Genomic DNA, 19,653 nt, shown 5'->3' with positions numbered 1-19,653 from the left:
CGTGCGTATTTGGTCCCTTCACCCCTGCCTGCTCGATCGGCGCGCCCTGGTCGCTTGTTGGCGTGAAACCCTGCTGGCGCAGAAGGTTCTGCGGGGTCTGACTCGCGGGTACACGAACCATCCGCAGCTGATTCGTTTTCGTGCCCATCCGCAGCCGCTGGAGGCGGTTGCCGCCTACCTGTCCGGACTGGCGGATGAGGCGGATGCCCGCGGCTACTCGTTCAACCGCGCACTGATTGGTGCGGGTAAAGATGATGCGGGCGAAAATAGCTCAGATGAAAATAGCACAGGCAAAAACTGTGCTGACAAAGGCACTGATAAAAACAGCGCCGACAAGACAGAAAGCCCGTACGCTTCGGTCGCACTGATTCCCGTTCCTTTGGGTCAGTTGGAGTACGAGCTTGCCTTTCTGCTGCACAAGGTGGCGGGGCGCGACCCCGAGTGGGAGCACCGGTTGAACAAGCGCCTCGCGGCGCGCGGCGAGCTGGCGGCGTGTGCGCATCCGCTGTTCGAGGTGGTTCCGGGCGCTATTGAGCCCTGGGAAAAGACGAAGGACTTTTAGACAGAAGGATTTCTAAGAAGGTGAGCATAGTAATGCCCCGGCGGAACCCTTGCGGGGGCCTGCCGGGGCATCGCTGTATGTGTGGCTAAGCTGTATGGAAACAAGCATCTCAGCGCATTACAGAGCGCTGGAAACAGCTTGGCACGGGGTCTACCTCAGGGTCTTTACCCCAGGACCTTCACCTCAGAGTCTTTACTTGGTGGTTAGTGCGGGCTTATTCTCCTTCACGATTGCGTCAAGCATCTTCAGGTTGAAGTCCACACCCAGCTGCAGTCGACCCGCCGCAATGAGATCGGCCATGGCGGCAAGTTCAGCCATGTAGAGCGGGTTTTCGTAGCGCATATCTGGGTTGCAGCACTGGCTCTTCATCGTCGGGTGACGGGTCAGTCGTCCTCGTCTTCGAGGTCCTCTAGCACTTCGAACGGCGACTCGACGTCGCCGCGCCAGGCCTCCAGGCCTTCGCGCACCGCGAGCACCGCCACGACCAGCGCCGCGACCGAGTCAGCCCACCACCAGCCGAACAGGCTGTCGAGGACGAGGCCGATGAACACTGCACCGGAGAGGTAGATGCACAGGATGAGCTGCTTGGCGTCGGCCATCACGCTCTTGGAGCTCAGCTCCCGCCCGGTGCGGACCTCAATCCACGCCAGCAGAGGCATGACGACCAGGCTCAGCGCGGTGATACCGAGACCCAGCGGGCTGTGGTCGGGGCCCTCCTGACCGACCAGGGCCAGCACCGCGTCGATCGAGACGTAGGCCGCCAGCGCGAAGAACGCGATGCCGATGGCCTTGACGGTGACCGTTTCCCACCGCTCAGGGTCCTTGCGGGTGAACTGCCAGGTGACGGCCGCGGCCGAGAGTACCTCGACAACCGAGTCGAGCCCGAAGCCAATGAGCGCCGCGGACGAGGCGAGGACGCCTGCCCAGACTGCGACGATTGCCTCGATTACGTTGTACGTGATCGTGAAGCCGACGATGAAGCGGACGCGCCGGTGCAGCATCGCGCGGCGTGCGGTGGTCAGAGTCTCGCTCATGCTCCCGCCGCCGTTCCACAGCAGCCCGACACCGAGCATGCCGGGCCGATGCACGGCGCGGCCTCGTCCACCGCGAGCGTGACGTCGATCAGGGACGTCAGTGCCGCGGCGAGGTGCGGGTTGGCGATCTCGTAGCGCGTCTGGCGGCCCTCGGGCTCGGCGACGACGATTCCGCAATCGCGCAGGCAAGTCAGGTGGTTGGACACGTTCGAGCGGGTCAGCTCCAGCTCGCGCGAGAGCACGGCTGGATAGCTCGGGCCGCCGAGGAGGGTCATCAGAATCCGGGAACGTGTCGGGTCGGCCATGGCGCGGCCGAGCCGGTTCATGACGTCGAGGCGTGAAGCAATAGTCAGCATACGATAACTATACAGTGATTACTGACCAATCGTCCACTTGTGCGGGCTGCCGCACGCGCTCCGCGCCCTTGCCCTCGGGAGGCGGCAGAGTTCGCGCTCATCAGCAACCACCGCCCATCACGGAAGCGACGGCGGCGCGCAGTGAGCTGGCAGCGTGTGCGCATCCGCTTTTCGAGGTGGTTCCGGGCGCTATTGAGCCCTGGGAAAAGACGAAGGCTTTCTAGACAGGGGGACTTAGAACTTCTGCATCTAAAAACCTTTGCACAAGCTTTTAAAGCGCGGTAAAGCCCCGCTCCCAAACGATGGGGGCGGGGCTTTTACGATGGCAACAGAGTGCTGTCTACTACACCGGGTAGCGCCGGAGCAAGTCACGTATGACACGCGATGCATCCGGACCCTATCGACTGAGTGTGAAGGTACAGGGCTTGAAAACCATTATGTTTGCGCGTAATCTGACAGATCGTTAATTACTGTCTGCGCCGAACGTCGGCTCCAATATATTCCCTGTTGTATTCTCTTCAGTCGCCCTAATGTAGAGGATGTACCCTCTGGATTAGCAGTGACGAATAGTCGAGGTAGTCTGCAGCTCGTTATTCAGCTGAACGGCCGGCACCTCAGCACCCGAGTAGGTGATGGTAGCCGAATCCACCTGCGAGGTCAGCGTGAAGCTATTGAAACCGTATGCACCGTTAACCTGAATCACACCGGGCAGAATAAGGACCTGGCCGTAGTACTTAGTACCGCGCTGGGTCAGGGTGTAGTCCTTGCTGGTGGTGTAGGTAATGGTGCCGGTAAGGCTTGCGGTACCGTCGCCGTTATCCTTGACGGTGGGTGCAGAAGCAGCCCAAGTGCCAGCCACGTTCGCGTTATCCAGGTAGGTAGCAGTGGGTGCCGGCAAATCGGCCGAGCGGCCAGTAAGAGCCTTAGTCCACTTCTGGGTATAGCGCCCAAGACCAATGTCCTTGAGGGTATACTGCCAGTAGCCGGTGGTCGGGACCACTACGGTCACCTGGGTGCTAAAGCGTGCGCCTGCCTTCAGAACCGCCTTAGAACCGGGCACGTAACCGGTACCGGTCTTTACCGCAGTGGTGGGCACAGAGAACCAGAAGCCGGTCGAGCTAACATAACCACCGTTAACACCGCTACCACTGTTGGTCACGGGAGTGTAGCTACCCGCACCAACCTTCCCCTGGCCATTGGCGGCGCAACCGTTAGAATTGACGTTCATGGTCGGGGTGTAGGTACCACCGTTAGCCCAGTATGCCTCAGGGCTGGTGGGGCCGTTAAAAGGACCGTCATCGCTCTGAGAATAACCGACAAAACCGCCGTTACAGATAGTGGTCACGAAGAGACCGTATTCACTGCCAGCGGTGTTACCGGTGCTCGCCGCGTATGCCGGAACGACGGCGGATGCAGCGATAACGGGGGTCGCCCAGGCTGCACCGGCAGCCAACTGGCGACGGCTCAGACCGGACTGCTGAGCCTCGGTGGACGATTTTTCAAGGGTCATGAGGAGTAGTCCTTAATCTTGTACGTTGAGTGATAATTCACGATGCGCTACCGGAGATGCTCCGAAGGGCAACCGTAGGAAGAAATGCTCGCCCGCAAGATCATTTTTATCCTTAGGTGAGCGTCTGGCTTACCCACTCCGCGATGCATGATTATCGCTGGAGAATCCTGGGTGGCGTATTAACAATAGACAAAATCCAACGATATTGAAAGTGCATGATGATGTGTTGGTGAAAATAATTTGCATTACGCACCTTGAGCGATTTATTTTCACCAGGGAAGATGTGTGGCTTTAATCTGACACGCAATACATAACAGCCCTCACCAGGAACCTAAACCCAAATAAACCCACAAAACCGCCCCCCATCCCCCCAGAAAACCAACATTGACTTTTAAGTAAAGGGGGAAACTTTTTCTATCTCTATGATATTCATCACTTACCACCTGTTGAAGTTTAACATCCTTCAACAAGCTTGCCCTACATCACTCAATCACCAAGTCAGATAACTTTATGAAGCATAACCTACTCCCTATTTTAAATGATTCAAGGGCATGTCATAACAGGATCAAGCCCCCCTGTAGTCCTGACCCATTTCCCATACATCTTCAACCCTCACCCGACCATTCAACCGCCCCAATAGCACGCAAGCCGCCCCGGAATCTCGGCTCCGAGGGCGGCTTTCATCAAGAAAAATTGATTCAGAATGCAAAACGCAAGGGTGCAACACGCAGATCTGCATACAGGCGGCAAATAATATCCCATGCAGCCTGCTTCTTTCACATCATTTTGCGCCCCTTTATTAAGCAGTATTAACCAGTAAATTTTCTAAAGTTATCTATACCCTCATTCAATACTTTCGATTCCTTACTTGGTGATCAGCGCGGGCTTAATCTCCTTCACGATTGCCTCGAGCATTTTCAGGTTGAAGTCCACGCCCAGCTGGTTTGGGATGGTCAGCAGCACGGTGTCCGCCGCCTGAACCGCTTCATCACGGGCAAGTTCTTCGGCAATATCCGCCGGGTCACCAATGTAGCTACGACCAAAGCGAGAGAAGCTGTTGTCGATAATACCGGTATAATCCTGCGAGTCCTCCGCGGCGCGGCGACCAAAGTAGCGTGCCGAGATTTCATCAATAATGGGCAGCACCGAGCGAGACACCGAAACACGCGGAACACCCGAATTACCCGCCTTCACCCACTCGGAGCGGAAGAGGCGAATCTGCTGCGCCTGCTGCTGATCGAAAGGAATGCCCTTATCCTCCAGCATCAGGGTTGAAGACATGAGGTTCAGACCCTTCTGCGCGGTCCACACGGCGGTGCTATCAGTGCCTGAACCCCACCAGATGCGGTCACGCAGCCCCGGCGACTGCGGCTGGACGGGGGCGTACTTACCCGCCACGCGAGCACTGGGGGCCATGCCCTCACCCTCAATTGCCTTGAGGAAAATATCGAGGTGGCGGCGCGCCATATCGCTCTCGTTTTCGCCTTCTACCGGGTAGTAGCCGAAGCTCTCAAAACCGCGGATGACGGATTCGGGCGAACCTCGGGAGACACCCAGCTGCAATCGGCCCGCCGCAATGAGGTCTGCTGTAGCGGCAAGTTCCGCCATGTAGAGCGGGTTTTCGTAGCGCATATCAATGACGCCGGTGCCGAGCTCAATGCGTTCGGTCTTGGCCGCGATTGCAGAGAGTAGCGGGTAGGGAGTTGCCTGCTGTTGGTCGAAGTGGTGCACGCGGAAGAACGCGCCGTCCAGTCCGATATCTTCGCCACCTACGGCGAGGTCGATTGCCTGGTGCAGTGATTCTGCGGCGGAGGGTACACGGGAGCCGGGGACCTCAGCCCAGTGGCCGAAGGAGAGGAAGCCGAGCTTCTTCTCGTCGCCGCGCTTAGGTTCGAGGTGGCTGATGCGAATGGATTCGTCGAGCTGCGGGTCGAGTTGCGGAGTGCCGGGGTTGTTCATAGTTTTTCCTTTGTGGGTTGCGCTCGGGCTTACGTAGTACCGGGCTGGTGGTTTAAATTTAAACCCCAATACTTTACAAGTCAAGTATTTATTGCGGAGTATTACGCACAGAGCAGCGCTCCCCTTCACCGCACGTATCACCCATCCCAAACCCAAAAAAGGGACACAGAAAAGCCCCGCAGCACGAACACATCGCACCACCGGGCCCTTCCTAATCAACAGCTAAAACTGCAACTATAACGACAGAAACAAACTGCCCTAGGAACACTTCGCCAACGGGACCCACAGCTCCATACGGTAATCAGCCGCCTGCATATCGCCGCGACCGTACACCTCAAGACCACCCACCGGGCGGTACTGCGGATTCTTCGCGAAGAACGCCTCCTCAAAGCTGGCAAAACCAGCCGGAATGGACTCCGAAATCGGGCCGGTCACCTCAACCACCGCATAGGTACTCGCAGGCAACTCCAACACGCCCAGACCAAGCTTCACCGCGCTCGCCGGCTCCGACACCAGGAAGCCCGCAGTGTAGCGGACCTGCCCCTTCGGGTTCGGCTGAGTGCACACACCCAGGTACTGGGTCACATTCAGAACATCCAGCATCGCCGGGGACGCCTTCTGATTCAGCTCATCCCACAGCGAGGAGAAGTCGCCATCCAGGGGGAACACCTGCGAAACCCCGGCAACAACCAGCGCCGGGTGCTCCTCAATGCGAGGTTCAGAAATCTGAATCGCACCGCCCTTAGCGAATGCCATTAGGCATTCACCTCAGCTGATTCACGGTCCACCGAGCACTCGGGCACACAGTGGCGCTTCGCGTCATCAGCTGCGCACTCGGGGCAGAGCAGAACCAGCTCGCGGCAGGAGTCATTGGAGCAGTTCTCGAACTTATTAGATGGAGCGCCGCACTGTTCGCACTTGCCGATGGTGACGGTGTCCGGGGTGAACTCCATGTGCATACGCTTGTCGAAGACGTAGAGCGAGCCTTCCCAGAGTTCCTTATCGCCGTACTTCTCGCCGTAACGCACGATGCCGCCGTCAATCTGGTAGATCTCCTTGAAGCCGCGGTTCTTCATGAGCGCGGAGAGAATCTCGCAGCGAATACCACCGGTGCAGTAGGTGACGACCGGCTTGTCCTTAATGTGGTCGTACTTGCCGGACTCGATCTCGCGGATGAAGTCGTGGGTGGTGCGCACGTCGGGAACGATAGCGTTCTTGAACTTGCCGATCTTCGCCTCGAACGCGTTACGGCCGTCGAAGAAGACCACGTCGTCGCCGCGCTCTTCAACAAGCTTGTTAACCTCTTCAGGCTTCAGGTGCACGCCGCCGCCAACGACACCGTTCTCGTCCACCTGCAGCTCGTCGGGAGCACCGAAAGCCACAATCTCATCACGTGCCTTCACGGACAGGCGGGGGAAGTCTTCCGCGCCACCCTCGGACCATTTGAACTCCATGTTCTTGAAGCCGGGGTACTTACGGGTTTCCTTGGTGTACGCCTTGACCGCGTTGATTTCGCCGCCGAGGGTGCCGTTAATACCGTGCTTGGAAATGAGGATGCGCCCGCGCAGGCCGAGCTTCTCGCAGAGGGCACGCTGCCAGAGCATGACCGCCTGTGGGTCGGCGATGGGGGCGAACTGGTAATACAGAATAATCTTATTTTGAGCCACGAAACTATTTTATCGTCATATACGCCTAAAGCATGCAGATTTTTTGATACATGCGCGCTGGCTACGGGGTCGGCAACACAAAAGCGGTACCGGGGCGGGATTCGGGCTCAGAGTTAGGCTCGGGGTCGGGGCAGGAGCCGAGCGGATTCAGCGCCAGATTCCGAGCCGTCGTTCAGGGCAGTGCATGACCAGAGGCAGGTCGGGGTGTAGCCGGCCGCTCTACAATGGAACCCATGCCGCACAGCACCCCTTCGCAGAACACCAACCAGCACCCCGAACAGCAGCCCACGCACCAGCCCGAGCAGGGGCATGCGGCGCGCCCAAAAACGCTCCGTTACCGTGAGCTGCCCACGAGTGCACAGCAGCTGCTGGCGCCCCTCCTGCCGGAGGCGGAACACACCGGAACCCTGCCCGAGCAGGTAACCCATATTCACACTATCGCCGCTAGGGAGGCGAGCTACGCACCGTGGCCGCAGTGGTTGCATCCGCGTGTGGTGGAGACTTTTGAATCACTCGGCATTGCCGAGCCCTACGCCCACCAGGTGCAGGCAGCGAACGCTGCCCATGCCGGTCTCGATGCGGCGCTGGCGGCGAGTGCGGCGCGATACGGCTGGCAGGCGGGGCGCATCGAAGCTGAGCGTATTGAGGGGTCGGCGAAGGCTCCGCACGCCGAAGACGCAAAAAGTGCAGGCAGCGGCGGACACGTGATTGTGGCGACGGGTACCGCCTCGGGCAAGACCCTGAGCTACCTGATGCCCACTCTGGACGCTATTTATCGCGCATCGTACGGTGAGCCGGTGAGCTCAACTTCCTCGTATTCTGGGGTGGAAAACCTTAATAATAGAGCGAATATTCTCTATATTTCGCCGGCGAAGGCACTCTCCGCCGACCAGCTCACCGCCCTCACTTCCTACAACCTACCCGGACTCCACGCGGCAAGCTACGACGGGGACACCCCCATCGGCGAACGCCGCTGGATCCGCGAACACGCCAACTTCATTCTCACCACCCCGGACATGCTCAACTACTCAATTCTGAGCAATCACCGGCAGTGGGCGTCCTTCCTGCGCGGACTGCGTTACGTGGTGCTTGACGAGGCGCACAGCTACCGCGGCGTTTTTGGTGCGCATATCGCCAACCTACTGCGCCGCCTGCGCCGCGTCTGCGCACTCTACCGTACCGTACCCGTGTTCTACGGCGCCTCCGCAACCAGTTCCAACCCGGTCGAGTCTTTCTCCAAGCTCATTGGCGTGCCACAGCAGGCGGTCACAGCCATTACCGAGTCCACCTCCGCACGCGGTAAAACCACCGTCGCGCTCTGGGAGCCTGAATTCATGCCACCCAAGGCGCACGATCAGCTCGCCAAGGATGCCCGCAGCACCCAGCAGCAGGCGGTCCAGTCGAAGGCCGAGCAGGAGGCGCCGCGCCGTGTCTCCCCCGTGGAGCAGGGCGCGCAAATGCTCACCGATCTGGTGCTTTCCCGCACCCGTTCCCTGGTTTTCGCCGGTTCGCGCCGCAGTGTAGAAAACCTCTCACAGAAGACCCAACGCTACCTCGACGAGGTGGAGGCGGGCCTCGCCCACCGCGTCGCTGCATACCGCGCCGGATACACCCCCGAAGAGCGCCGCGAACTCGAACGCAAACTCCGCAACGGCGAACTGCTCGGCTTGGCCAGCACCTCCGCACTGGAGCTGGGCATTGACATCTCCGGACTGGACGCTGTACTCGTGGCGGGCTGGCCGGGCACCCGCGCCTCCTTCATGCAGCGCGTGGGCCGCGCGGGTCGAAGCGGTCAGGACGCGCTCGCCGTGCTCATTGCCGACGACAACCCGCTCGACACCTACCTGGTGCACCACCCGGAGGCAATTTTCGGGCAGGAGGTTGAGGCAACCGTTTTCGATCCGACGAACCCGTACGTGCTCTCCCCGCAACTGTGCGCCGCCGCGCAGGAGGCACCCATCCGCGCCGAAGAGCTGTCCCTCTTCGGGCCGCACACCGCCGCCCTGCTTGATCGACTGGTACAGCAGGGGTACCTGCGTCGCCGCCCGGACGGCTGGTACTGGACGCACGCCGAATCAGCCGCTGACCTGGTCGATATCCGCGGCACCGGCGGCGGACCCTACCAGCTCATCGACACCGAAGACGGCACCGTGGTTGGCACCATGGACGCCGCACACGCCATGAGTCAGGGGCACCCGGGCGCAATCTACATTCACCAAAGCGCGCAATACGTGGTCGAGTCCCTCAGCGAGGGCGAGCGCGTGATTCTGCTCAGCCGCGTCTGCCCGGACTACTACACGCGCGCCATTGAGAGCACCGAGGTGCGTATTCTGGCAGAGCGTGCGCGGGTTAGTTACGGTACGCAAAATGTTGGGAAAGCGGTTCCCGGCGAACCTGCTCCCGGTGAGCCCACTCCTGGAGAGCATATTCCCGAAATCTCTATCCCCGAGATTGACACGCAGCAGCTCGCCCCGCTCACCATGCACCGCGGGCAGGTTCAGGTCACCGACCAGGTCACCGGCTACCGGCGATTCTCCGTCTACGGCGGCGAATACCTGGGTGAAGAGGCACAACCCATGCCACCGGAAGTACTCATGACCGAGGCGGTCTGGTTCACCTTCGAGCCCAGCTATCTGTTCGGCGCGGGCGTGACCGAAGAGGACGGCCCCGGCACCCTGCACGCCGCCGAGCACGCCGCCATCGGACTGCTGCCGCTTATCGCCACCAGCGACCGCTGGGACTTGGGCGGACTCTCCACGCTGCTTCACGTGGACACCGGCAGGCCCACCATTTTCGTTTACGATGCTGCACCCGGCGGCGCGGGCATTAGCGAGCGCGGCTTCAACGCGGTTGCGCAGTGGCTGAGCGCAACCCTCGAAGCGATTGAAAGCTGCGGATGCGAAAACGGCTGCCCTTCCTGCGTGCACTCGCCCAAATGCGGCAACCGCAACGAGCCGCTCAGCAAGCACGGCGCACGGGCGCTACTGACGGCGATGCTGCAGAGCATTGTGGAGGCGTAGGTTACTGCAGGAGGCGTAGGCGTACTGGGATGACAACTACCGATGAGCGTAAATAGCCTAGTCGGCTATGCTTTCTGGCGCAGGCGGGTTTTCTGACTCGGGAGGTTCGGGGGCTGAGTTCTGCTCAGCTTCCAGCTCTTCCTCCAGATCGGCAACCTCCGCAGAACTCAGCTCCTCCGTGCTCCCCGTCGCGTGTTCTTCTTCGGGGCGTCCTTCTTCGATGTACTCAGCCCCAGCGCGGGCACGCACCCTCGCCGGACCCAGCGTGCCCATGGGGCCTGCAACCGGGACGGCGACCGTCACCTCCACCGTTTCGGGGCGATCCGGAAAAGTGCAGGATTCCAACTGCGCGCCGTAGCGTTCGGCAAGATTCGCAGCAACCGCACACGGGTCCCCCTCAGTGAGCCCGCGGTAGGCGTCCGCCGCCGCAAGCGCACTCAAATCAGCGGCTGCGGACGCCCTGCGGTTCGCGGACGCCACCCCGATGAGCCCGGCAATCACCACGGTCAGAACCAGTAGCGCGGCAATAATGGTGAGGGCGAGGACGGTGCCGCTACCCTCTTCGGCGTGTTCTTCCGCGTACCGGGCAAGGACCGAGCTTTTATTCACCATCATCGCCGGTACTTTCTTCGCTGCTGGCGCCACCTTCAACGCGGGCGTGGGCGTCCGCCCGCAGTACCCAGCCGGTTGCTGACCCGATCAAGCCGGGGGCGGGGCGGCTCACCCGCACGTGCACTTCTCGGACTCGACCCACATCCGTGGCGACCACACCATCAGAAGCGGCAGCATCAGGAGAAACGGAAATCTGCACCCTCTGCGCGGGGTCGACGCGACTGACGGCGGAGCGAATCTGCGCCTCGGAATCTCCGCGGGCGGCAGCTCGTGCAGCCGTTCGCGCGGACTCCTCTACCTTGATCTGCGCAACGCCCGTGGAGGCAGCACCCAGGCAGAGGGCGAGCACCACCGTCACGGCGGGTAGGGCGACCGCAAATTCGGCGGTAATCACGCCCTCCTCTGCGGGGCTCTTACGCGGGGTCGAGGGTGCCGGTTCCGCCCCGGCTTTCCCCGCGGAGCAGGTGCGCCACAAAGCACCCAAATTCACATGATCGTTCATTCTTTATTCCTCCCTTCTGACTTGATTTTCCAAAGAACCTAGCATCTAGAGCAAAACCCTACGGAGGGTTTTCTGATACCCCTAGAACAGTCCCGTATTGCCCGCAATCGACAGGGCGTTACGCACAATATCCAGGAGCATGGAACGCACCTCATCTGACTTGAGAATCAGCACCAGCAGACCCGCAAAACCGACCGCCGCAAGCATCACAATGCCGTACTCTGCTGTGGAGGCACCTTCCTCAGGATCCCCCGTCGGGGCGTACTCTTTGAGCACTTTGTCGCCGCTCCCAGCGGGTACATGTTCGGCGCAGCCGGGCGCGTGCTCACCCAGACTGCGGCAGATGGCGCCACATTCGTCCAGGGTGCAGCCCTCGGCGAGCGCGCGGGCAATAGTCAGCGCCTGCTCGGGGTTCAGGTTGTTCGTGTTCATATCAATCTCCATTTCGTGAGGGTCAATCTTAGGGCCGGTGTGGTTCAGCTCAGCATCGCTAAAAAGCTCAGGGCATTCTTCGCGCAGCTGCTTCATGGTGGTTGCGATGGCAATGGACAGCGGTACGGGACCCAGAATGGTCTGCGTTTCTGCATCGGGTACGGCGGGCTGAATTTCAGACGGAGCGCCGACCGGAGTATTTACCGGAGCGCCGACAGTGTGCAGGTCGTGGCGGATTGCTTCGCAGAGGGTGTTCGTCATTGGTTTTCCTTTCGTTACGCCCTGAATATTCGGGGCGGGGCGGGTGCTCATCCGCGTTGACGGCAGATGGGCGAGGGTCTAAACTTTTGGGCATTTCAGCTAGCCAACAGCGCTTATACGCATGGTTCTTTAGCCGGTCAGCGTGGGCAGTAGCGAAATGAGGATGGGCACAATGCCCAAGCAAATAAAGGCGGGCAGCGAACACAGCCCGAGGGGCACCACGAGCGCTACTGAGAGCTTTCCAGCGGCGCGTTCTGCCGCACGGCGCTCGCTGAGGCGGTGCGCATCAGCAAGGGAGAGCAGCAGCGCCGTGCTGGGTGCACCACCCGTGTAGGCGGGGGCAAGCGCATCCCGCAGCTCGCCGAAGGTTCCCGCGGCGGAGCCTGACCAGGCACTCCCCCAGCCGCTGCCCATCTGTAGGCGCTGACAGACCGTGTGCAGAGGTCGACTATTGAGTGCCTCGGCAAGGGTGCCCAGGGCGGCAAGCGGCGCAAGCCCAGCTCGCAACTGCGCGGCAAGTAGCTCCAGCACAAGAGCGGTATCAATGGGCACGGCATCGGCTGGTGAGGCAAGCTTTTCCGTCTCAGATTCAGCATTCGCTGTCCGCACACTCTCCACCTCCGCCCGATGCACCAGCGCGGCGGTCCAGCGGCGCCCGGCGAAGGCGAGCCCCAGCCCGAGCAAACCGGTGAGCACCCCGAGAATGGAGCTGGTCAGCACGCCCACGGGGTCATTTCCCATGAGCACACCCAACCCCAGCCCGAGCAACGGTAGCCAGGAGAGGATCCTGCCGGTGGCACGCGGCGCGGCGAGAGCGCTCTGCCGCCCCAGGAGCGCATCAATGCGTTCTTCGGCGTGTTCGGCGGCGCGTTCCAGGCTCGTGGCGAGCGGCGCGCCGGCGCTCTCGCTCATACGCAGGCTCAGCTGCAGGTCATGCAGGCGTTCGCGGCTGTGCGGACGCATCCGAGTGTTACTTTCAAGTAGCTGCGCACAGGCAAGGTGTGCGGGGGCGCCCCAAGAGGTGACCGTGGCAAGCGTCTGCGTGAAACGGCGGATATCTTCGGCACAGCGCTTATGCTCGTAGTCTTCGAAAGAGAGACCTCGTACCCGTCGAGTCTGGGCGCTTTTCCTGGCACTTTTCCGGGCACTTTTCCGGACGGTTGTTTTCTTCGCGTGCGTTTTCCCTGCATCCGGCACCGGTTCATTCTGTCCGAACTGCGCAAACTGTCCGGAGCCCGGGTTGGCGTGCACCGCTTCCTGCAGGGGAATACCGGCGCGTAGGTTCAGGGCGAGGGTGCGTAGCATGAGCGGCCACATGCGCATTTCCTCGGCGCTGGCTGGCCCAGCTAGGCGCTCAGCCCAGCGCTCAGCCCAGCGTTCGTGAAGGCTTCCGTTACTCTTCTCGTTCTGCTTCATTGCTTCCTCCTTTCACATTTTTTGTTTCCCCTTTACGGAGTTAGTAGCCAACTTCAGAACCCACAGAAATACGCCTGACCTGCAGATACTCTTCGCTCCCCTCAACTGCGGGGTGCAGGCTGTAGACGCCCTCGATACGGCGGCGTCCGTCCCGGTGTTCCAGGTGGATAATGCGTTCAAAAGCCGTCGCCGTATGTAGAGCGACCGTTCTACTGTCCAGTCCGGCGAGCGCACCCAGGGCGCACAAACGCAAGGGCACCGCCTGCGCGCTATTGGCGTGCAGGGTCGTTCCAGCACCGCGGTGACCAGTATTCATGGCGGTCAGCAGGTGCACCACCTCCGCACCGCGGCACTCGCCGACCACGAGCCGATCCGGGCCCATACGCAGCGCCTGCACAATCAGCTCACCCAACCCAATTTCACCGACCCCTTCGGAGTTGGCGGCACGGGTTTTGAGGGCAATAACCTGCTCATGCTGCGGCGCGAGTTCTGCGGTGTCTTCGAGCAGGATGAGGCGCTCCTGCGGCTTGCACAGCCCCAGCAGGGCGTTGAGTAAGGTGGTTTTGCCGGTACCGGTACCTCCGCTAATGAGGAATCCGCGGCGTTCGGTCATCATGCGGTGCAGGTAGGCGGCAGTCGCCTCATCGCACAGCCCACCGGCCTGTAGCTGCGCTAGGGTGGGACGCTCGCGGGCGGGTAGGCGCACGGAGAGCCGGGTGCGTTCACTCAGCGGCGGGATAATCGCATGGATGCGCCTGCCGTGCTCGTCGCTAATGTCAGCCGCCGGATGCGTGGCATCCAGCTGCCCGCCGTACCTGCGGATGAGCCGCTCAGCGAGCTCACGCACGCGCCGCTCATTGCCGAGGCTCAGCGCCACGGGGCGGGTGGTTCCGTTGATGCCCATCCAGATATCGCAAGGCGAATTCACGTAGATATCGGTGATGGTTCCGGCGCGTTGCCCCTCTTCAAGGAGCAAGTCGAGGGCGCCGAGGCCGTAGAGTTCCGTAGCGAGGTAGCGCAGCGCGGTCTGCCGGTTGACGGGCACGTATTCCACGCTGGGGTAGCTCCAGGAGACGGGGGCGGCTTGCACCGTTTTGGCGCGGAACTTTCGGGGCTTCACTACCCCCGTTCCCTCTTTGCTCGCGTTCCCCAGGTATCCGCCATCGATGGTGCAGATTGCCTCGTCCACGGCGTTTTCGAGAATCTCACTGAGGGGTTGGGGTTCTTGGAGTAATCCACCGTCCGCGGCACTCGCAGTGTTTGAGCTGCCTGCGGCAGTTCCCCCCTCTACAGGTGGGCGCTCCCCTGCAGTCTCAACACCAGCACTGAGCCCGGCGCTCAAACCACCCAGAGCTATAGCGCTCATCTGCGGCGATCGCAGGATCAGCTCGCGGGCGTGCAGGGCCACGGCGCGGGCGCGATAGTCTTCGGGAATGAGCAGGGCAGGCAGCGAGTGCGCGCGGGTATCCGGCGCATACATGGTTGGACTCTGCGCGGTGCGGGTCGGGTAGCCGTTAGGGTTTGCGGTGTGGCTAGCTGTGTGCTCGGCGGGATTGTTGGAGGGGTTCATGACTCTAGGAGAGCATTGCGCCCGCCTCAATTTTTAAGAGAATGAGCGTTCTGTGGATAACTTCTCATGCACCCCGAATTATCCACGATGCACGCACCTCAAACGAACAAAACGCAGGCATCCGACGCTTTTATGACAAACCGCCTGTAAATTCTGGTGTTGGACACGCACCACCCGTTCTACCGACACATCCTCGATAATGGAAGAATGTACATTCTGCTCAGTCCTGCCACCGGCGCGGGTATTACCGCCCAGACCGGCACTCCCGAGCACCCGGTCACCTCAGCTATTGCCGCGGGTGCGTCTTCGCACGGTGCTCAGCCGGTAACCTCGTGGGGTGCTTTTCATTTTTCGGCGCCGACCGCTGAGCAGTTGCAGGACCCGACCTTTATTCCGCGGATTACGCGCGCTGACAGAGTAAGCACGGCGAATCTTCCGGCGTATGTTCGAGAGGTAGAGCGGCAGGCGGCAGATTCAGCACAGGGGCGTTTTCCCCGCTGGATTTGGGCTGATACCCGCCACGTTAACCCGTTGCTTCTGCGCCGCGGGGTGCGGGTGCATCTGTGCCATGATTTGCGTTTGGTGCAGCGAATTTTGGTGACTGCCGCTACACATCCTAGCGGTTTTGTGGAGTACAGCCCGGTGCTGGATCTTTCTGATGTGTGTGAGGTGGTGGAGCCTCAGGGGTATCTGCCGGTGGCGCGGCAGATTCAGGGTCAGGAGGAGCTGTTCGGTGCTGATTTTTTGAGTGCACCCGCTACCAACGCCACCCAGTCCCCCGCAGATTCCTCCCCGGATTTCCTTGAGGCGGCGCCTCATGAGCCTTTTGCCCCGCAGTTGGCGGCGGGCCCGGTGACTCTGCTTCCGGAACATCCGGTGGTGCGCGTGCTGATGCGTGAGTGGCTGGCGCAGGCACGCGCTATCGGTGCGTCGAGGCACCCGGATCGGCTGCGTCTTTTGGCGGCGGCTGAGTCTGCCGGCGCGTTGGTGGCGGCTGAGATTGGCTATTACGGCATCCCGTTTAATGTGCAGGCGCATCATGAGCATCTGTGCGAGTTGTTGGGTCCGCGCCCGGTGCTTGGGGAGCGTCCGCAGAAGATGCAGGAGTTGGCGGAGCAGATTCAGCGCATGCTATTTATGCCGTCGTTGAACCCGGATTCGCCGCAGGATCTTTTGCGCGCTCTGCAGTCTGCGGGGGTTTCGGTGAAGTCTACGCGCTCGTGGGAGTTGAAGAGTTGGGCGGATGCGATTCCGGCTCAGCGGGAAAAGCGTTGGGCGCTGATTGACCCGATTCTGCGCTATAAGAAGCTATACCGTATTTGGACTGCTAACGGCTGGACGTGGGCTGATACCTGGGTTTCTAAGGGCGCGTTCCGTCCGCATCTTGAGGTGGGTGGCGCCGCGACCGGGCGCTGGGGTGCTTCCGGCGGTGGTGCGTTGCAGCTACCTGCGGAGATTCGTCAGGCGGTGCAGGCGCCGGAGGGTCAGGTACTGACTGTGACGGATGGCTCGCAGATTGAGCCGCGTATTCTGGCGGCGTTGAGCCGTGATGAGGCACTCGCTTCGGCGGGTCGTGGCGCTGACCTGTATGCGGGTATTGCCGAGTTGGCACGTATGAAGGGTGTGGGTTTGACGGAGCGTTCCCACGCGAAGGTGGGCATGCTGGCGATTATGTACGGCGGACGCAGCGGTGAGATTGGTGCCCTGTTACCGCATGTGGCGGAGCTTTTTCCGCAGGCGATGGAGTTTACGGAGCGTGCGGCTCGTATTGGCGAGGCGGGCGGTCAGGTGACGACTTTTTTGGGTCGTACATCCCCACCGGTGGATGAGCGTTTCCGTAAGATTGTGTCTGATCGGTCTTCACCTGCGGCTGAGTCGCGTGCAGTGTCGACTGCGCGTGCTCACGGGCGTATGACCCGCAATTTTATTGTGCAGGGCACAGCAGCTGAGTGGGCTCTGTGTTGGATGGGCGCGGTACGTTCTCGTCTGTTGTCGGAGCGGATTTTTGGTATGCCGATGCGCACCCGCATTGTGTATTTTTTGCACGATGAGCTTCTGCTGTGCGGTCCCGAGCTGGAGGCCGATCGTGTGGAACGTATTGTGCGTGAGGGCGCTGCGGAGGCAGCACGTCTGCTTTTCGGTCGGGTTCCAGTTGATTTTCCGGTGTCGGTGGCTCGGGTGCGCAACTATGCAGATGGTAAATAATCAGCGGTAAATAATCAGCCGCACATAAGCGGCACCATACAAGGGTGAAAATAGGGGCGGTAAGTAGCTTCATCCAAGCTATCTGCCGCCCCTATATGCGCACTATTCTGCACCCTAATATCCGCTGGTCAGGCACTTATTCCAGTCGGTTTTTATTCCACTCGATTTTTATTCCTCATAGCCGGGTGCCGGGCGCATCTTTTTTGTATCCCAGGGCACGGTCCAGCCGAGCGAGTCGAAGATCCGGTCCAGCAGAATCGCGGTGAATCCCCACACGGTGAATTCCTCGCCGCCGGGCATATGCACCTCGAAGGCGGGGGTGCGGTATGAGGTGCGGCCGCGTTTGACGTAGGCGGTGTGCCGATTGGCGGGGTTGAGCAGGTCACGCACGGGCACGCGGGCGATGAGCGCGGACTCGTTGTGGTCGACGACTTCGACGGGCACGGGGCTGTTCCACCAGCCGATGACGGGGGTGACCATGAAGTTGCTGATGGGTAGCGGCAGGGTGTGCAGCTGGCCGAGGATCTGCACGCCGGCGGGGTCGAGCCCGGTTTCTTCGACCGCCTCGCGCAGGGCGGCTATGTGGGCGACGGGTTCGCCGGTGGTTGCTGCGAGTACGTAGTCTTCGGGATCGATTTTACCGCCGGGGAAGGCGGGCTGACCGGCGTGTGAGCGCAGGGTTGCGGCACGCACGAGGAGCAGTACATCCAGGTCGGCGCTAACGTTCTCGGGGCAGCCTTCAAATTCGCCGGTGGAGGGCGAGTTGTCGAGCACGCCGAAGAGAATCAGCACGGCAGCTTCTTTGCTCAAAGGGCTGGCGGGTGCACTGCGCAGCAGGGCTTGGACGTCGAATTCCACGCCGCCCTCTGCGAGAGCCGCCAGTGCCTGCTGGGCGGGGTGCTGTGCATCCTGCTCCGCCTGTTCGGGTTGTACCGCCTGTTCGGGTGCGCTCATCTGTGTACCTCTCTTCTGCGCGGCTGCATTCCGGTTCGGTTCAGTCGCCGTTAGGCGCTGAGCGGGTAGCCTTCTGCCATGAGTTCGCGGCGGGTTGCCCCCTGCAGGAATCGCAGGTGCAGGTCTTCTCGACCGGGTGCCATTTCGTATTTCATGAGTTTACGTGCTGCTTGTTCGTTCGTCTCCCCGGCTCCATAGGACGGGCAGAGGTCGGCGACAGGGCATACGCCGCAGGCAGGCTTTTTGGCGTGGCAGATGCGGCGGCCGTGGTAGACCACGCGGTGTGAGAAAAGCGTCCAGTCCTTGCGTTCGATGAGTTCAGCGACGTCTTTTTCGACCCTTTCGGGGGTGTCTGCGGTGGTGAGCCCCATGCGTCGGGCGAGGCGGCCGAAGTGGGTGTCTACGGTCAGTCCGGGCACGTCGAAGGCGTTTCCGAGGACCACGTTCGCGGTTTTGCGGCCGACCCCGGCGAGTTCTACGAGCTCTTCGAGAGTTGAGGGAACCTGCCCGTTGTGGCGTTCTACGAGCTGCTGAGAGAGGGTGACGATGGAGCGTGCCTTGGCGCGGTAGAAGCCGAGGGACTGAATGTAGGGTTCGACCTCTTCGGTACGTGCGGAGGCGAGCGCGGCAGCGTCCGGATAGCATACGAAGAGTGCACCAGTGACGGAGTTAACGCGCACGTCGGTGGTTTGTGCCGAGAGCACGGTGGCGATGAGCAGCTCGAAAGGGTTGTCGAAGTCGAGTTCTGCGACGGCGTAGGGGTAGGTTTCGCCGAGGATGCGGTTGATTTTGCGGGCACGGCGCACGGTGGCGAGATGGCTTTCGGGTGCGCGTGCATTGAGACGGCGGGCGGCGGCGGCGGCTTTGAATTCGGGAACGAATCGGATCTGCAGGAGCGATTCGGTATTCTCTGCCGCAGTGTTGCGTGCTGCGGTATTCTGTACGTCTGCTGCGGGCTGGGTGGCGTTCTCGGTCATAGCGCGAGGGTACCGGGTTCAGGTGCGTGGGCGGTAGCGAGGTTCACCGTACTTGGCTCGCTCACCATCATTTTTCTGGGCAGTTCGCGTCGACTATCGCTCAGCGGGCGTCTGCTGTGCCACACTGGTTTTATGTCAGATACGATTTTTGTGCTTAATGGACCGAATTTGAACCTGCTTGGGCAGCGCCGCCCCGAGGTGTACGGCTACACCACTCTGCACGATATTGAGCGTATGGTGCGTGAGCGCGCGGCGAATCATGGTTTTGACGTTGAGTTTATGCAGTCAAATTATGAGGGGGCACTGGTAGATGAGATTCAGCGTGCTCGTACTCGTGGCGCGGCGATTATTATTAACCCGGCGGCGTACACGCACACTTCGGTGGCGCTGCACGATGCGCTGGAGGCCGCTGAGCTTCCGGTGGTTGAGGTGCACCTGTCGAATGTGCATCGTCGTGAGCAGTTCCGTCATCATTCGTTCGTGTCGCCGCAGGCTACTGCGGTGATTGCCGGTGCGGGTGCGTACGGATACGTCATGGCGGTTGATTTCCTGTCACAGCACCTCGCGGAATAACAGTGCAGCATCTGGTGGAATAGCCCAGCGCGCCGCCTCCTTT

17 protein-coding genes and 1 pseudogene are annotated in these 19,653 nt (G+C 60.9%); 4 read left to right on the top strand and 14 right to left on the bottom strand.

Going from position 1 to position 19,653, the window contains the following annotated elements; genetic code table 11:
- The first annotated feature begins 1 nt into the window (after nt 1).
- Entirely contained in the window at nt 2-562 is a 561-nt protein-coding gene (locus QFX07_RS01435; protein WP_279754802.1) for a pyrimidine dimer DNA glycosylase/endonuclease V, read from the top strand.
- Nucleotides 563-820: 258 nt separating this feature from the next.
- On the opposite strand, the pseudogene QFX07_RS01430 reads toward QFX07_RS01435, so the two are convergent.
- From QFX07_RS01430 to trhO, 7 genes and pseudogenes are all read right to left on the bottom strand, one after another.
- Nucleotides 821-907, bottom strand: a pseudogene (locus QFX07_RS01430) (luciferase); the annotation flags it as partial.
- 38 nt (nt 908-945) lie between these two features.
- Nucleotides 946-1,596: a cation diffusion facilitator family transporter gene (locus QFX07_RS01425; RefSeq protein ID WP_279754800.1), complete on the bottom strand. Its 651-nt coding sequence runs from the start codon at nt 1,594-1,596 to the stop codon at nt 946-948.
- On the bottom strand, nt 1,593-1,952 hold the full coding sequence (gene cmtR / locus QFX07_RS01420) for a Cd(II)/Pb(II)-sensing metalloregulatory transcriptional regulator CmtR (RefSeq protein ID WP_279754799.1): 360 nt from the start codon (nt 1,950-1,952) through the stop codon (nt 1,593-1,595). Before cmtR ends, QFX07_RS01425 begins: the two co-directional genes overlap by 4 nt.
- A 553-nt stretch (nt 1,953-2,505) precedes the next feature.
- Nucleotides 2,506-3,462: an amino acid oxidase gene (locus tag QFX07_RS01415; RefSeq protein ID WP_279754798.1), complete on the bottom strand. Its 957-nt coding sequence runs from the start codon at nt 3,460-3,462 to the stop codon at nt 2,506-2,508.
- Nucleotides 3,463-4,326: 864 nt separating this feature from the next.
- The gene (locus QFX07_RS01410) at nt 4,327-5,421 is read right to left on the bottom strand and encodes an LLM class flavin-dependent oxidoreductase (RefSeq protein WP_279754797.1); all 1,095 of its coding nucleotides are present in this window, start codon (nt 5,419-5,421) and stop codon (nt 4,327-4,329) included.
- A gap of 258 nt (nt 5,422-5,679) precedes the next feature.
- The gene (locus QFX07_RS01405) at nt 5,680-6,177 is read right to left on the bottom strand and encodes a GyrI-like domain-containing protein (protein WP_279754796.1); all 498 of its coding nucleotides are present in this window, start codon (nt 6,175-6,177) and stop codon (nt 5,680-5,682) included.
- Nucleotides 6,177-7,088 (bottom strand): oxygen-dependent tRNA uridine(34) hydroxylase TrhO, encoded by a 912-nt coding sequence (gene trhO, locus QFX07_RS01400; protein WP_279740835.1) that lies wholly within the window; start codon nt 7,086-7,088, stop codon nt 6,177-6,179. Before trhO ends, QFX07_RS01405 begins: the two co-directional genes overlap by 1 nt.
- 224 nt (nt 7,089-7,312) lie before the next feature.
- On the opposite strand from trhO, the gene QFX07_RS01395 reads away from it, so the two are divergent.
- Nucleotides 7,313-10,108, top strand: coding sequence for a DEAD/DEAH box helicase (locus tag QFX07_RS01395; RefSeq protein ID WP_279754794.1), 2,796 nt, complete (start codon nt 7,313-7,315; stop codon nt 10,106-10,108).
- 57 nt (nt 10,109-10,165) lie between these two features.
- Here QFX07_RS01395 and QFX07_RS01390 read toward each other — a convergent pair whose 3' ends face one another.
- The 5 genes from QFX07_RS01390 to QFX07_RS01370 form a co-directional block, all read right to left on the bottom strand.
- Nucleotides 10,166-10,723: an Rv3654c family TadE-like protein gene (locus QFX07_RS01390; RefSeq protein WP_279754792.1), complete on the bottom strand. Its 558-nt coding sequence runs from the start codon at nt 10,721-10,723 to the stop codon at nt 10,166-10,168.
- Entirely contained in the window at nt 10,710-11,222 is a 513-nt protein-coding gene (locus QFX07_RS01385) for a TadE family type IV pilus minor pilin (RefSeq protein WP_279754791.1), read from the bottom strand. The genes QFX07_RS01390 and QFX07_RS01385 overlap by 14 nt, the downstream gene beginning before the upstream one ends.
- Nucleotides 11,223-11,303: 81 nt before the next feature.
- Nucleotides 11,304-11,915: a DUF4244 domain-containing protein gene (locus QFX07_RS01380; protein WP_279754790.1), complete on the bottom strand. Its 612-nt coding sequence runs from the start codon at nt 11,913-11,915 to the stop codon at nt 11,304-11,306.
- Nucleotides 11,916-12,044: 129 nt separating this feature from the next.
- The gene (locus QFX07_RS01375; protein ID WP_279754789.1) at nt 12,045-13,331 is read right to left on the bottom strand and encodes a type II secretion system F family protein; all 1,287 of its coding nucleotides are present in this window, start codon (nt 13,329-13,331) and stop codon (nt 12,045-12,047) included.
- A gap of 40 nt (nt 13,332-13,371) precedes the next feature.
- Nucleotides 13,372-14,901: a CpaF family protein gene (locus QFX07_RS01370; protein WP_279754787.1), complete on the bottom strand. Its 1,530-nt coding sequence runs from the start codon at nt 14,899-14,901 to the stop codon at nt 13,372-13,374.
- 207 nt (nt 14,902-15,108) lie between these two features.
- Here QFX07_RS01370 and QFX07_RS01365 point away from each other — a divergent pair, with 207 nt between their 5' ends.
- Complete coding sequence (locus QFX07_RS01365; RefSeq protein WP_279754786.1) at nt 15,109-17,106, top strand: bifunctional 3'-5' exonuclease/DNA polymerase; 1,998 nt, start codon at nt 15,109-15,111, stop codon at nt 17,104-17,106.
- A gap of 168 nt (nt 17,107-17,274) precedes the next feature.
- On the opposite strand, the gene QFX07_RS01360 is transcribed toward QFX07_RS01365, so the two are convergent.
- On the bottom strand, nt 17,275-18,060 hold the full coding sequence (locus QFX07_RS01360) for an NUDIX hydrolase (RefSeq protein ID WP_279754785.1): 786 nt from the start codon (nt 18,058-18,060) through the stop codon (nt 17,275-17,277).
- 50 nt (nt 18,061-18,110) lie between these two features.
- Nucleotides 18,111-19,037, bottom strand: coding sequence for an endonuclease III (gene nth, locus QFX07_RS01355; protein WP_279754784.1), 927 nt, complete (start codon nt 19,035-19,037; stop codon nt 18,111-18,113).
- A 132-nt stretch (nt 19,038-19,169) separates the two neighbouring features.
- On the opposite strand from nth, the gene aroQ reads away from it, so the two are divergent.
- A complete protein-coding gene (gene aroQ, locus QFX07_RS01350; RefSeq protein ID WP_279740854.1) occupies nt 19,170-19,610 on the top strand; it encodes a type II 3-dehydroquinate dehydratase in 441 nt (146 codons plus the stop codon).
- The last annotated feature ends 43 nt before the right edge of the window (nt 19,611-19,653 follow it).

Source organism: Rothia similimucilaginosa, assembly GCF_029850985.2.
Taxonomy (GTDB): Bacteria; Actinomycetota; Actinomycetes; order Actinomycetales; family Micrococcaceae; genus Rothia.
The sequence above is the reverse complement of the archived record's forward strand: the minus strand, read 5'-3'. Positions and strand labels throughout refer to the sequence as shown.

What these genes read in the sequence shown, in the direction of transcription:
- QFX07_RS01425 (WP_279754800.1), bottom strand. Translation starts at nt 1,596, where the DNA reads ATGAGCGAGACTCTGACCACCGCACGCCGCGCGATGCTGCACCGGCGC.
- cmtR (WP_279754799.1), bottom strand. Translation starts at nt 1,952, where the DNA reads ATGCTGACTATTGCTTCACGCCTCGACGTCATGAACCGGCTCGGCCGC.
- QFX07_RS01415 (WP_279754798.1), bottom strand. Translation starts at nt 3,462, where the DNA reads ATGACCCTTGAAAAATCGTCCACCGAGGCTCAGCAGTCCGGTCTGAGC.
- QFX07_RS01410 (WP_279754797.1), bottom strand. Translation starts at nt 5,421, where the DNA reads ATGAACAACCCCGGCACTCCGCAACTCGACCCGCAGCTCGACGAATCC.
- QFX07_RS01405 (WP_279754796.1), bottom strand. Translation starts at nt 6,177, where the DNA reads ATGGCATTCGCTAAGGGCGGTGCGATTCAGATTTCTGAACCTCGCATT.
- QFX07_RS01395 (WP_279754794.1), top strand. Translation starts at nt 7,313, where the DNA reads ATGGAACCCATGCCGCACAGCACCCCTTCGCAGAACACCAACCAGCAC.
- QFX07_RS01390 (WP_279754792.1), bottom strand. Translation starts at nt 10,723, where the DNA reads ATGATGGTGAATAAAAGCTCGGTCCTTGCCCGGTACGCGGAAGAACAC.
- QFX07_RS01385 (WP_279754791.1), bottom strand. Translation starts at nt 11,222, where the DNA reads ATGAACGATCATGTGAATTTGGGTGCTTTGTGGCGCACCTGCTCCGCG.
- QFX07_RS01380 (WP_279754790.1), bottom strand. Translation starts at nt 11,915, where the DNA reads ATGACGAACACCCTCTGCGAAGCAATCCGCCACGACCTGCACACTGTC.
- QFX07_RS01375 (WP_279754789.1), bottom strand. Translation starts at nt 13,331, where the DNA reads ATGAAGCAGAACGAGAAGAGTAACGGAAGCCTTCACGAACGCTGGGCT.
- QFX07_RS01370 (WP_279754787.1), bottom strand. Translation starts at nt 14,901, where the DNA reads ATGAACCCCTCCAACAATCCCGCCGAGCACACAGCTAGCCACACCGCA.
- QFX07_RS01365 (WP_279754786.1), top strand. Translation starts at nt 15,109, where the DNA reads ATGTACATTCTGCTCAGTCCTGCCACCGGCGCGGGTATTACCGCCCAG.
- QFX07_RS01360 (WP_279754785.1), bottom strand. Translation starts at nt 18,060, where the DNA reads ATGAGCGCACCCGAACAGGCGGTACAACCCGAACAGGCGGAGCAGGAT.
- nth (WP_279754784.1), bottom strand. Translation starts at nt 19,037, where the DNA reads ATGACCGAGAACGCCACCCAGCCCGCAGCAGACGTACAGAATACCGCA.
- aroQ (WP_279740854.1), top strand. Translation starts at nt 19,170, where the DNA reads ATGTCAGATACGATTTTTGTGCTTAATGGACCGAATTTGAACCTGCTT.